We start from the raw sequence: 13,650 nt of genomic DNA on the forward strand, positions 1-13,650 counted from the left end.
TTGTAACACACTGATTCCTTGTAGAAGGGGGTTGGCTGTTCATTGGATCCACTCTTGGTGGGTTTGGTGTGTGGTTGGCTTGCTTTGACGGGGTGTTGGTACATAATATTTTTTGGATGAGCATTGGGATGCCTGATGTTGTTTCGAGACTGTTACGGCGGTCATAGCGTGGGGGAAACGCCCGGTCCCATACCGAACCCGGAAGCTAAGGCCCACTGCGCCGATGGTACTGCACTCGTGAGGGTGTGGGAGAGTAGGTCACCGCCGGACTTAACTTGAAGTAGTTATGTCAGTAATGATGATGGTTTGAGGCCCTGGACACTTATGGTGTTCGGGGCCTCACCTGTTTAACCAGTAACTGGTTGCTGGTTGCCGGCTGGGTGGGGTGTTGCCGGCTGCCGGTTGGATTGCCGGTTGCGTGGGTGGTTGTGGTGTGGGGTTCTGCCTGGAAGGGTGGGACCCTTTTTTCTGTTTAAAAACCCATTCCTAATGGCCTTGTCTATCGGTGGTGCGAAAAGTACTTGAATACGAAACTTCGGTGTCAAACCGCCTAGCTACCCCGTAGTTATCTCGACGTAGTGTTAATCCGAGACAACAAGATTTCGTGGAAGGAAATACATGCGCATCGCGGTGATGCAGGCCCAGGCTGAGGTCTTGGATATTCAGAGCAACATTGAAGTGATTCAGCGTGCCGCGCGGCAAGCCGCTTCCGAAGGGGCTGAAATCTTGCTGACACCAGAATTGTTTGCCGTGGGATATGCGCCGTATGCACTACGTGAGTCTTTAGACGCAACACAAATTCCAGACGTCCACCGTCGTCTTTCGGAAATTGCATCGGAGCATGTAATCGCTCTTGCATACTCACTTCCTGAAGTAACGGATAGTGGTTGGCTGATTACGTCGACCTTTGTTGACCACAAGGGAACCGAACTAGCCCACTATCAAAAAGTTCAGCTCTTCGGTTCTGAAGAACAAGCCGTGTTCGTGCCCGGGGTCAATCCGCCTGCCTCATTCGAGTACAAAGAAATGATGCTTGGCATGGTGATCTGTTTCGATGTTGAATTTCCCGAGATCGTTCGTGAGGCTGCCCGACGTTCTGTTGAACTGTTACTGGTCCCGACGGCCATGGGACGTGGGTATGAACGGGTTTGCACGCATCTAGTTCCAACGAGGGCAATGGAGAGTCAACTTTTCATTGCCTATTCCAACCACAGCGGCAGCCAAGCTGGCTTTGAGCTAGCTGGCACCAGCGTAATTGCGGGACCCGATGGATCTGTTCTTGCCCAAGCGGGCCACGAACCTGAAGTTCTATACGCTGACCTTGGTCCCTATGAGCGGGCTAAGACTGAAGTTCCATATCTATCAGAAGCTCGTCCTGAGCTTTATGCCCAATGGGCTGCCGAGCGAACCAACGCGCTGGAAGACTAGTTTGCATTCGCCTAACATCCCATCGATCTGCTTCAGCTCGCTCAGAGGTCAGGGCCACGCTGGTTCTTGAGTTGTTCTTTAACTCGTGAGATCCAATTCGAATCGCACATCATTTGTGGGAAGGGCTTATGCGCATACCCTGCCGCTGGTGGAGCAGTTGAGTGGTATGACATTGAGGAGCCAGGGCAGATCACCATCGAATGCGGGCCCTTCAATGTCACGTACTCATACCAGCCAGCTAATTCTTTAGCCTTGTTGCATAGGCTGCAGCGACCGTCTCCGTTGAAAACACTGGTTGGTCCACCCCTAGCATGCTGGACTACGTGGTCTATTTCTTCGACCATTCCATCGCAGAACGGGGTGCGGCAGTGACGGTCGCGAATCCGAATGAACTTCTTGAGCTTCTCCGGGAAGATCCGGGCTTTGGAATCCATAGAGATTAATTCTTGGTTTCCCGGAGCCGTATACAACCGGGTCAGCTCAGTCATCACTTCAATCTGCTCAATAAACTCTGGTGTGAGCTTTGCTTCCATTTCCTCGAAAGTCTGCTGATTGGGAATTTGGTGGCCACCGATCCATTCTCGGGCGGTCTGGGCTGAAATGAAACCGTAGCCTTCGAGGAATGCCGGTTCTCGCTCACCGAGGAACAGCGCTCTGTCGGTCATAATCACCCCGACGTTCAAAGCAATGCGCATATTCGTCGCTTCGCCAGCGATCATATAGCTGGTTAGTAGATCGGCTTTGATCTGAGCGAGGGTCCTGGGGTCACCTTGCTTCTTGAGCTTACGAGCCTCTTCACGTAAGTACATTTTCAGTGCAAGGCCGGCAATGAGCGGGAGCTCGCCACTGAGCTTCACACACCCCGCGTCCTCATCAACGTGAAAACGGACGTGCCGGTTCTCTTCGGAGCTCTTTTGCTTTTTGGACTCGGGATCCGAGGTGTAACCCAGAACGAACTGTTGAACGGTTTCCTTGATTTGTTTTGGCCCCATGGAATCAAACATGTCGGGGGTCGACGCGTAGATTTCATCAAATTCAACGCGACGCACTGCCCTGACATCCTGTAACGGGGTGAGGATAGCTTGGGCCTGTGCTTCGGTGAATTCGCCCCGAGAGCAGGCTGCAGCAAAGTTAGGGGTGTCTTCGAAGAGGATGCGGCAATTGACCAAGAAGTTTCGTACACCTTGAGGTGACTGTTTACGAGCGAGAGCGAAGGTACTAGCGGCCCCACGAGTTTGATCATCGATGGATGTGCCACGGTCTTCATGCTCCCGTACAACTTGCTTCTCTAGCTGATGAGCGAGACCTGCCTGGTGATAGCGAAAAGAAGAGACGAGCCCTTCGAGTCCTTCTATTGCTTGAACGCAGTCGGCTTTACTGCCGTGTTCTTCAATCCACGCCAGCTTATTCTGCAGCTGCTTCATTTGGACTTCGAAATCCTCATGAAGCGCCGGTTCGTCTTGGCCTTGTCGTTGCGCCATTGCTTCGGACATATTCTAATTATACTTCGTTAGTTCGAACATGTCTTCTAATACTGTAAAAAACTGTGGATACCTTTGGTAGTGCGGGTTAGGTCGCCGTTAGGAACTTCAGCGCAAGATACAGATCGTGGCGGACTTGCGCCTGGTTTAAATCTTTGCCAAGAATCTCAGCGATAGTCGCAATATGTCGGCGAACCGAGTTGCGATGCAAATTGATATTTTTCGAAGCCTGATCCCAGGAGCCGTTGGCTTCCAACCATCCGTGAAGCACGTCTAAGTAGAGGTCACGGCGGGCCTCTGGTAATTCAAGGATTTTCGCCAGCTCTTCTTCCGCCAACTGCCTTCCGGCCTGTGCTGGTAGCAGTGAAGCGAAGGTGCGAGGGATAGACGCGGCGTCTAGGCATTGTTGGCGTTCTAGCATTTGGGGGAGCAACCCGCTGGCCTGGGCGAGTAGATCTCCCAGCCTTTCACCTAGCTGGGATTCCAATTTGGCAGGGGTGCTGAACGCTGCCAAATAACCGTTGGATTTGAGGCGTTCAAATAAATCTGTCGCGGGTTCGGCGCTTGTTAGTGCGATGAGGTGATCGTCGCGCCGCATTGCCAAGCGGGTGTCGAATAATGCATGAACATGCGCGAGGTGGAAGTTAGTTTCTGTGGTGCGCGCTGTACCTAGGGGTGAAATGACGGCGACTCGCAGTGCCTGATGAGTATTGCTGCCGATGCTCTCGGTTAAGTAGTTCAACGTCTCGGAGTCGAGGGCTGTGTGCGAGCGGAAGAGCAGGGACGTGGCAAGCTGCGAAGAAGCGGCCGAACTGGCGGCGCGTTCGCGGGCAAGCACTTCTAGTAGGCCTAGTGCTGAGGTGATGAGGTGGTGGTCGAAGGCGGAGGGCGTGCGTGAGAATCCGACGCTGAGCGCGCCAAGTAGTGGGGACTGGCCACTGGGTGAGAAGGCGGCTCGGATCGGGAAGGTCAGGTGTACCTGGGAGTCCTGTCGGTGCAGTGCAAAAGGTTGTGGACCAGTGGCCTGGAAAGCATCTTGGATCATCTGCGCCTCGGTGGCGGTATCCAGTGTAGCGATCGAGGCAATTGTGGTGTTGAAACGTGTCTGGCCCGATGCATTGGTGAGCCTGACCGAGCCTTTGAGGCGTTGGGACAGCGTAGCGACCAGTTGGCGTTCGGGATCCAGGTGAGAAATGCAGCGCATCAGCGCGCGATTAGCTTCCGCGTTGGAGCGTAGCTGGGCGGCGCCGTCGGCCTCCATGAGCTTGGCGAAGGCAATGCCGATCGCGGCGAAAGGGACGGAAGTGGGAATTTGTAGCAGGGTGAGTCCGTGACGCGCACAGGCTATACGGACCGTCTCTGGAATGCTGGAGAAATAAGGTTCCAAGCCGAAGCCAAGGGCGCTGGCCTTAGCTTGCACCAGCTTGGCGATAAACCGGTCGATCCATTCTTGGTCCGCAACGTGCTCGAGGAATGGGAAACCGCTGGTAAGGATCAGCTCATCGGCCATGAGGTAGTCGGTTGGGTCATCCATATCGCTGGGTTCTACCCAGCGCACTGGGCGATCGCCGGCGTCGTGGACGAGTTCGATCGCAGGTGGCAGCTGGCGCAAGAAGCGGGCCAGCGTGATGGACTCCCAGGTGGGTTGCAATTGCGGTGCGAAATGTCCCATGCAACAATATTTTAGTTCAAAAGTTCCACGTTGAGAGCGCCGTCACAGATTTAGGCTGGAACACGGCAGCAAAACCATTTCCCAGCAAGGACCTGCGATGAACAGTAACAGCGACGTGACCTCAAGAACCGTCACCGCACTCGGCCCGCAGTTGCGCCGCCGTAAATCAATCAAGAATATGGTCGGCGAAGCGGAAAGCAACTCCGGGCAGCTGCGCCGCACCTTGGGCATGTGGCAATTGACCATGATCAGTGTGGGCGCCACGATGGGCACCGGCATCCTGGTGATTCTCGGTGCCGCGGTCCCGATCGCCGGTCCGGCTATTTGGATCTCATTTGTGATTGCCGGTGTCACCGCGTTGCTTTCGGCGGTGTCCTATGCGGAAATGGCCGGCATGGTCCCGGTCTCTGGTTCTAGCTACTCCTATTCTTACGCGACCATGGGAGAGGGTATCGCCTGGATCTGTGGCTGGTGCCTAGTGCTGGAATATGTGGTTTCGGTAGCCGCGGTGGCCGTAGGCGCAGGCGAATATGTTAATCAGACGCTGCGCGCCTTTAACCTGGAACTTCCGGTGTCGTTGGCCGGAGGCCCCGCCGAGGGTGGCGTGGTGAATCTGCCGGCGCTGATCGTCGTCGTACTGGCTACCTTGCTGCTGGTGCGTGGAGCGCGCGAATCGGCCATCGTGAACACGGTCGTGGTAATCATCAAGGCCGGCATCCTGGTCTTCTTCTCGATCGTCGCCTTCAGTGCCTTTAATGCCGGAAACTTCGAGCCGCTGCTGCCGATGGGCGCCGCTGGCGTCACTGCCGCAGCCTCCAGCGTCTTCTTCTCCTACATCGGTTTCGACGCGGCCTCAACCGCCGGTGAAGAAGCCAAAAATCCGAAGCGCGATCTGCCGCGGGCGATCATGCTTTCGATGCTGATCGTGACCATCACCTACGTGCTGGTAGCCGTGTCGGCCATCGGTGCGCGCGAGTGGACCTGGTTTGTGGGCACCGAAGCGGCACTGGTGCAGATCGTCGGCGAACTGACCGGACAGCCGATCTTCGTGCTGATCTTCGCGCTCGCCTCCGTGCTGGCCATCGCCTCGGTGGTGCTGACGGTGCTCTACGGACAGACCCGTATCTTGATGAGCATGTCCCGCGATGGCTTGGTGCCCGCGGTTTTCGGCAAGGTCTCCAAATGGACCGGAACTCCGGTTGCAGGCACGTTGATCACCGGCATCGTGGTGGCTATCACCGCCGGGTTCATCCCGCTCGGTGCGCTAGCCGACGCCACCAGCATCGGTACCCTGTTTGCCTTCGCATTGGTGGGCGTTTCGGTGATGTACCTGCGTCAACGCCAACCGCTGGCACCGCGCACCTTCCGCGTGCCGCTGTACCCAATCACCCCGATTCTTGGAATTTTCGCCTGCCTGTTCCTGATGAGCCAGCTGGGCTGGCACACTTGGGTGGTCTTTCTTATCTGGATGCTGGTGGGCATTGTTATCTACCTGGGCTACGGTCGACGCCGTTCGCGCTTAGGTCAGCTGAGCAAACAGGATTACATCGCCAGCCACGTGGTCGAAAACCACTAAACAGCACGGCTGCATTAACAAAAACAAAGGACTTACAGGACTAGCAATGAACAGCATCAACATGCTCAACCCGGACTTCCCCTTCAGCTACGACTACTACCTGGCCAACCCGGCCGGGCTGGGCAGCGTCCCAGAAGAGTTGTACGGCACCGAGGTGGCGGTGATCGGAGCGGGACTCTCGGGCCTGGTGACCGCCTATGAGCTGATGAAACTGGGGCTGAAGCCAGTAGTCTACGAGGCCGATCAGATCGGCGGTCGGCTGCGTACCGCCAGCTTCCTCGCGGTCCCGCAGATCACCTGCGACCTGGGCGGTATGCGCTTCCCGGTCTCCAGCAAGGCGCTGTACTACTACATCGATCTGCTGGGCCTTGACACCTACGCCTTCCCGAATCCGCTGGCAGAGCCCACCGACTCTACGGTGATCGAGCTTAAGGGCCAGAAGATCTACGTAGAAAAAGAGGAAGACCTGCCCGAGTTCTATCGTGAGGTAGCAGACGCCTGGAAGCAGGCACTGCACGACGACGCGCATTTCGAACAGATGCAGCAGGCCATCAAGACCCGCGATACCAAAACCATTAAGGAATTGTGGAACTCTATTCTTGAGGAGTTCGATGAGGAAAGCTTCTATGGGTTCATTTCGAACTCTCAGGCCTTCACGCAGGCTGGGTTCGAGCACCGCGAGGCCTTCGGCCAAGTAGGTTTTGGCTCTGGCGGTTGGGACACCGACTTCCCCAACTCTATTCTGGAGATCCTGCGGGTGGTCTACACCGACGCCGACGACCATCACCGAGGCATCACCGGTGGCGCCGCGCAACTTCCCAAGGCGCTGTGGAACCATGCACCGGAAAACCTGGCACATTGGCCGGCAGGCACCTCGTTGGCTTCGCTGCACGGTGGCGCACCGCGTGGGGCGGTGGCCAAGGTGTACCGCACCGGCAATGCTGGTTTCAACGGTTCGAATACCATCGAGGTCACCGAGCGCTTTGGCCGGACCGCGGAATTTGGTGCGGTGGTCTCCACCGTGCAGTCCTGGCTGCTATCCACCGGCATTGATACCGACGAGGCGCTATTCCCGGCCGAATTGTGGACCGCGATCGAGCGCAGTCACTACATGCAGTCGTCGAAGACTTTTGTGATGGTTGATCGTCCGTTCTGGAAAGACCGCGACCCGGTGACCGGCGAGTATCTGATGTCGATGACGCTGACAGACCGTTTGAACCGGGCCACCTACCTGCTGGACAACGGCGATGACCAGCCGGCGGTGATCTTGCTGTCCTACACCTGGAATGACGATGCGCTCAAATGGCTGTCGCTTTCTGCGGAGCGTCGCATGGAGTTGATGCTGCACTCGCTGGAGAAAATTTATCCTGGTTTGGATATTCGCAGCCACATAGTGGGCCAGCCGATCACCGTGTCGTGGGAGTCGGACCCAAACTTCATGGGCGCCTTCAAAGCCAACCTGCCCGGTCACTACCGTTACCAGGAACGTTTGTACACGCACTTCGACCAGCAGGAGATGGCTACGGAGCACCGTGGCATCTTCCTTGCCGGCGACGATGTTTCGTGGACCGCGGGCTGGGCCGAAGGCGCAGTTACCACCGGACTGAACGCCGTGTGGGGCGTAGTTGAGCATCTGGGAGGAATGGATGCGGCTACCAATCCTGGGCCGGGTCAGTTCTTGGCCGAGTATGGTCCCAAGCGACTTGACCTCAAACCGGCAGTGCTTGATTCATAAATAATTCACCGAGCCCCGTACGGAAAATCCGTGCGGGGCTCGGACTTTAAACCCTAGAAAAAAATAGGTGTGCACGGTCACGGTGGAAAAGAGGCCACCGATTTGAAACATCCCCCAAAACTGTGTATAGTTTTTATCTGTCGCCGAAACAAGGCCGGAACAAAAACCGGTACAAAATTCGGAGATAATCCCCAGAAAATCAAGAGTTTTACACAGGTCACTGTGGATAAACGAAGATCAATGGGAACTGAGAATACCGTTTCAAATCACATTGAATTGATTTGACTTTCAGGAATTCAAAGTTATAGAATATGAATATAACGCTGGACGATATTACCGCTTGAATAAGGCTGGTAAAGAACCGGTAAGTGTTTGTTGTTTGAGAACTCAATAGTGTGCCAAGTTTGTTGATACCGAATTATTTTTAATTTGGTGGATATATAACATTTGCTTGGAATGATGCACCCCCGTGTGTTGTTTCAAGTGTTTTTATTCGCCAGGATTTTATCATCGATTCTTCCCTTATTTTCCAAGGGGTTTCGGTGGCTTTTTGTTTTTTATGGAGAGTTTGATCCTGGCTCAGGATGAACGCTGGCGGCGTGCTTAACACATGCAAGTCGAACGATGACCCCGTGCTTGCACGGGTGATTAGTGGCGAACGGGTGAGTAACACGTGAGTAACCTGCCCCTGACTCTGGGATAAGCCCGGGAAACTGGGTCTAATACTGGATATGACCTTTAACCGCATGGTTTTTGGTGGAAAGATTTATCGGTTGGGGATGGACTCGCGGCCTATCAGCTTGTTGGTGAGGTAATGGCTCACCAAGGCGACGACGGGTAGCCGGCCTGAGAGGGTGACCGGCCACACTGGGACTGAGACACGGCCCAGACTCCTACGGGAGGCAGCAGTGGGGAATATTGCACAATGGGCGAAAGCCTGATGCAGCGACGCCGCGTGAGGGATGACGGCCTTCGGGTTGTAAACCTCTTTCAGTAGGGAAGAAGCGAAAGTGACGGTACCTGCAGAAGAAGCGCCGGCTAACTACGTGCCAGCAGCCGCGGTAATACGTAGGGCGCAAGCGTTATCCGGATTTATTGGGCGTAAAGAGCTCGTAGGCGGTTTGTCGCGTCTGCCGTGAAAGTCCGAGGCTCAACCTCGGATCTGCGGTGGGTACGGGCAGACTAGAGTGATGTAGGGGAGACTGGAATTCCTGGTGTAGCGGTGAAATGCGCAGATATCAGGAGGAACACCGATGGCGAAGGCAGGTCTCTGGGCATCTACTGACGCTGAGGAGCGAAAGCATGGGGAGCGAACAGGATTAGATACCCTGGTAGTCCATGCCGTAAACGTTGGGCACTAGGTGTGGGGAACATTCCACGTTTTCCGCGCCGTAGCTAACGCATTAAGTGCCCCGCCTGGGGAGTACGGCCGCAAGGCTAAAACTCAAAGGAATTGACGGGGGCCCGCACAAGCGGCGGAGCATGCGGATTAATTCGATGCAACGCGAAGAACCTTACCAAGGCTTGACATGTTCCAGACCGCCTCAGAGATGGGGTTTCCCTTCGGGGCTGGTTCACAGGTGGTGCATGGTTGTCGTCAGCTCGTGTCGTGAGATGTTGGGTTAAGTCCCGCAACGAGCGCAACCCTCGTTCCATGTTGCCAGCACGTAAAGGTGGGGACTCATGGGAGACTGCCGGGGTCAACTCGGAGGAAGGTGGGGATGACGTCAAATCATCATGCCCCTTATGTCTTGGGCTTCACGCATGCTACAATGGCCGGTACAATGGGTTGCGATACTGTGAGGTGGAGCTAATCCCTAAAAGCCGGTCTCAGTTCGGATTGGGGTCTGCAACTCGACCCCATGAAGTCGGAGTCGCTAGTAATCGCAGATCAGCAACGCTGCGGTGAATACGTTCCCGGGCCTTGTACACACCGCCCGTCAAGTCACGAAAGTTGGTAACACCCGAAGCCGATGGCCTAACCACCTTGTGTGGAGGGAGTCGTCGAAGGTGGGACTGGCGATTGGGACTAAGTCGTAACAAGGTAGCCGTACCGGAAGGTGCGGCTGGATCACCTCCTTTCTAAGGAGCTAACCAATTATTGGTTGCCCGTTTCTGTCACGAGTGTTGGCAGGCGGGTTGCTCATGGGTGGAATATCAATGAACTCAATACCGGAAAAACAGATGCAGCTCATGTTGTGTTTGGTGGTATTGGCTGTGGCTGCATGGTGTTCATGCTTTCTTAGTACGCGTTTGCTTCTCCTTTGGGGGTTGTGGGTGTTGGAATGAGGGTGTGGGGGCCAGGTGGTTTGTATGGTTTGGCATGCTGTTGGGTTTTGAGGCAACAAGCCCCCTTTTGTTGAGGGGTTTGGTGTTTCAGTGTTTGTCCTGTGTCTTTGCACGGTCATCGTGATGGTTCGCTCTTTAGGGGGTGGGTTGTTGGTGGTTTGTGTGGGGGTGTGGGGTTGTTGTTTGGGAACTGTATAGTGAACGCGAGCATCTTATAAGATGACCATGTTAGAGAGCCTTTTGGGGTTTTTTGGTGTGGTTGTTTTGTGATTTTGTTGATTGTTTTATAGCTCAAACTTGAGAACTTGTTTTGTGTTGAAGTTTTTAAGGGCGCACGGTGGATGCCTTGGCATCAGGAGCCGATGAAGGACGTGGGAATCTGCGATAAGCCTGGTGGAGTCGATAACCTGACGTTGAGACCAGGATTTCCGAATGGGGAAACCCCGTACGGTGTCATGCCGTATGACCCGCAGCTGAATGTATAGGTTGCGTGGAGGGAACGCGGGGAAGTGAAACATCTCAGTACCCGCAGGAAGAGAAAACAATAGTGATTCCGTTAGTAGTGGCGAGCGAACGCGGATGGGGCTAAACCGGTTGGTGTGTGATAGCGGATAGGCGTTGCATCACCGGGGTTGTGGGGCCCACATGTGCCAACCCTATCTGGTTGGCGGGATGAGGTGCAGGCGTATAGGTGAATCGGTTGGAATGCCGGACCAGAGAGGGTGATAGTCCCGTAGGTGTAATGCGTGTCTGCCGTTCTAGTGTGGGTACCCGAGTAGCACGGGGCTCGAGAAATCTTGTGTGAATCTGCCAGGACCACCTGGTAAGCCTGAATACTACCTGATGACCGATAGTGAATCAGTACCGTGAGGGAATGGTGAAAAGTACCCCGGGAGGGGAGTGAAATAGTACCTGAAACCGTGCGCTTACAATCCGTTAGAGCATGACCCTTGTGGTTGTGTGATGGCGTGCCTTTTGAAGAATGAGCCTGCGAGTTAGTGCTGTGTCGCGAGGTTAACCCGTGTGGGGAAGCCGTAGCGAAAGCGAGTCTGAATAGGGCGTTTGAGTGGCACGGTCTAGACCCGAAGCGAAGTGATCTACCCATGGCCAGGTTGAAGCGTGTGTAAGAGCGCGTGGAGGACCGAACCCACTTCAGTTGAAAATGGAGGGGATGAGCTGTGGGTAGGGGTGAAAGGCCAATCAAACTTCGTGATAGCTGGTTCTCCCCGAAATGCATTTAGGTGCAGCGTTATGTGTTTCTTACCGGAGGTAGAGCTACTGGATAGCTAATGGGCCCTAAAAGGTTACTGACGTTAGCCAAACTCCGAATGCCGGTAAGTGAGAGCGTAGCAGTGAGACTGTGGGGGATAAGCTTCATAGTCGAGAGGGAAACAGCCCAGAACGCCAACTAAGGCCCCTAAGCGTGTGCTAAGTGGAAAAGGATGTGGAGTTGCTGTGACAACCAGGAGGTTGGCTTAGAAGCAGCCACCCTTGAAAGAGTGCGTAATAGCTCACTGGTCAAGTGATTCCGCGCCGATAATGTAGCGGGGCTCAAGCACACCGCCGAAGTTGCGTCATTCAGATATTTACCCGGTTTCGATTGGGTGTTTGGATGGGTAGGGGAGCGTCGTGTGGACGGTGAAGTCGCGGTGTAAACCAGCGGTGGAGACCACACGAGTGAGAATGCAGGCATGAGTAGCGAATGACGGGTGAGAAACCCGTCCGCCGAATGATCAAGGGTTCCAGGGTCAAGCTAATCTGCCCTGGGTGAGTCGGGACCTAAGGCGAGGCCGACAGGCGTAGTCGATGGACAACGGGTTGATATTCCCGTACCGGCGAAGAACCGCCCATACTGAGCGATTGATGCTAACCAGTGTTGAGCATGACTGTTGCGACCTTCGGGTTGTTTGTTGTGTGAGGTGTTGGGAACCGATGTTGTGAGGTCAGCGTATTAACAGGTGTGACGCAGGAAGGTAGCCGAGCCAGGCAATGGAATTGACCTGGTCCAAGGGTGTAGGGCGAGTCATAGGCAAATCCGTGACTCATATAGCCTGAGACCTGATAGGCGCCCACTTTGGTGGGTGATTTGGTGATCCTATGCTGCCTAGAAAAGCATCGGCGCGAGGTTCTAGTCGCCCGTACCCCAAACCGACACAGGTGATCAGGTAGAGAATACTAAGGCGATCGAGAGAATCATGGTTAAGGAACTCGGCAAAATGCCCCCGTAACTTCGGAAGAAGGGGGGCCTGCCCCGTGGAGAAGACTTGCTCTTCTTTTGCGGGTGTGGGCCGCAGAGACCAGGGGGAAGCGACTGTTTACTAAAAACACAGGTCCGTGCGAAGTCGCAAGACGATGTATACGGACTGACTCCTGCCCGGTGCTGGAAGGTTAAGAGGACCGGTTAGCAACTTGTTGCGAAGCTGAGAATTTAAGCCCCAGTAAACGGCGGTGGTAACTATAACCATCCTAAGGTAGCGAAATTCCTTGTCGGGTAAGTTCCGACCTGCACGAATGGAGTAACGACTTCCCCGCTGTCTCAACCATGAACTCGGCGAAATTGCAGTACGAGTAAAGATGCTCGTTACGCGCAGCAGGACGGAAAGACCCCGAGACCTTTACTATAGTTTGGTATTGGTGTTCGGTGCAGCTTGTGTAGGATAGGTGGGAGACTGTGAAGCTCGGACGCTAGTTCGGGTGGAGTCATCGTTGAAATACCACTCTGGCTGTACCGGTCACCTAACTTCGGACCATGATCTGGTTCAGGGACAGTGCCTGATGGGTAGTTTAACTGGGGCGGTTGCCTCCTAAAATGTAACGGAGGCGCCCAAAGGTTCCCTCAGCCTGGTTGGCAATCAGGTGTCGAGTGTAAGTGCACAAGGGAGCTTGACTGTGAGAGTGACAGCTCGAGCAGGGACGAAAGTCGGGACTAGTGATCCGGCGGCACCTCGTGGAAGGGCCGTCGCTCAACGGATAAAAGGTACCTCGGGGATAACAGGCTGATCTTGCCCAAGAGTCCATATCGACGGCATGGTTTGGCACCTCGATGTCGGCTCGTCGCATCCTGGGGCTGGAGTAGGTCCCAAGGGTTGGGCTGTTCGCCCATTAAAGCGGTACGCGAGCTGGGTTTAGAACGTCGTGAGACAGTTCGGTCCCTATCCGCTGCGCGCGTTGGAAATTTGAGAAGGGCTGTCCTTAGTACGAGAGGACCGGGACGGACAAACCTCTGGTGTGTCAGTTGTACTGCCAAGTGCACCGCTGATTAGCTACGTTTGGAAGGGATAACCGCTGAAAGCATCTAAGCGGGAAGCCTGCTTCGAGATGAGATTTCCATGCACCTTGAGTGTGAGAGGCCCCCAGCTAGACCACTGGGTTGATAGGCAGGATGTGGAAGCAAGGACTAAAGACTTGTGTAGCTGACCTGTACTAATAGGCCGATGACTTACAACACACTGTAAAGCAATTATTTGAG

At 54.8% G+C, this 13,650-nt stretch carries 5 protein-coding genes and 3 rRNA genes; 6 read left to right on the forward strand and 2 right to left on the reverse strand.

Going from position 1 to position 13,650, the window contains the following annotated elements; translation table 11 throughout:
* Nucleotides 1-153: 153 nt before the first annotated feature.
* Both rrf and ACX5K5_RS00470 read left to right on the forward strand, forming a co-directional pair.
* Nucleotides 154-270, forward strand: a 5S ribosomal RNA gene (gene rrf / locus ACX5K5_RS00465).
* A 384-nt stretch (nucleotides 271-654) separates the two neighbouring features.
* Nucleotides 655-1,428 (forward strand): nitrilase-related carbon-nitrogen hydrolase, encoded by a 774-nt coding sequence (locus tag ACX5K5_RS00470; RefSeq protein ID WP_229677254.1) that lies wholly within the window; start codon nucleotides 655-657, stop codon nucleotides 1,426-1,428.
* Nucleotides 1,429-1,469: 41 nt separating this feature from the next.
* Here the strand turns inward: ACX5K5_RS00470 and ACX5K5_RS00475 are convergent, their stop codons facing one another.
* Nucleotides 1,470-2,921, reverse strand: coding sequence for an HNH endonuclease (locus ACX5K5_RS00475; RefSeq protein ID WP_096254768.1), 1,452 nt, complete (start codon nucleotides 2,919-2,921; stop codon nucleotides 1,470-1,472).
* A gap of 76 nt (nucleotides 2,922-2,997) precedes the next feature.
* Nucleotides 2,998-4,581 carry a PucR family transcriptional regulator gene (locus ACX5K5_RS00480; RefSeq protein WP_188687512.1) on the reverse strand — a complete coding sequence of 528 codons (1,584 nt, stop codon included), beginning with the start codon at nucleotides 4,579-4,581 and terminating at the stop codon, nucleotides 2,998-3,000.
* A gap of 97 nt (nucleotides 4,582-4,678) precedes the next feature.
* Here ACX5K5_RS00480 and ACX5K5_RS00485 point away from each other — a divergent pair, with 97 nt between their 5' ends.
* From ACX5K5_RS00485 to ACX5K5_RS00500, 4 genes are all read left to right on the forward strand, one after another.
* Nucleotides 4,679-6,157, forward strand: coding sequence for an amino acid permease (locus ACX5K5_RS00485; protein ID WP_459174857.1), 1,479 nt, complete (start codon nucleotides 4,679-4,681; stop codon nucleotides 6,155-6,157).
* A 46-nt stretch (nucleotides 6,158-6,203) separates the two neighbouring features.
* Nucleotides 6,204-7,892 (forward strand): flavin monoamine oxidase family protein, encoded by a 1,689-nt coding sequence (locus ACX5K5_RS00490; protein ID WP_459174858.1) that lies wholly within the window; start codon nucleotides 6,204-6,206, stop codon nucleotides 7,890-7,892.
* Nucleotides 7,893-8,448: 556 nt separating this feature from the next.
* A 16S ribosomal RNA gene (locus ACX5K5_RS00495) occupies nucleotides 8,449-9,974 on the forward strand.
* Nucleotides 9,975-10,495: 521 nt separating this feature from the next.
* Nucleotides 10,496-13,629: ribosomal RNA gene (locus ACX5K5_RS00500) — 23S ribosomal RNA — on the forward strand.
* Together the 16S and 23S rRNA genes form the textbook arrangement of a ribosomal RNA operon.
* Nucleotides 13,630-13,650 lie beyond the last annotated feature (21 nt).

Source organism: Glutamicibacter bergerei (assembly GCF_054495185.1).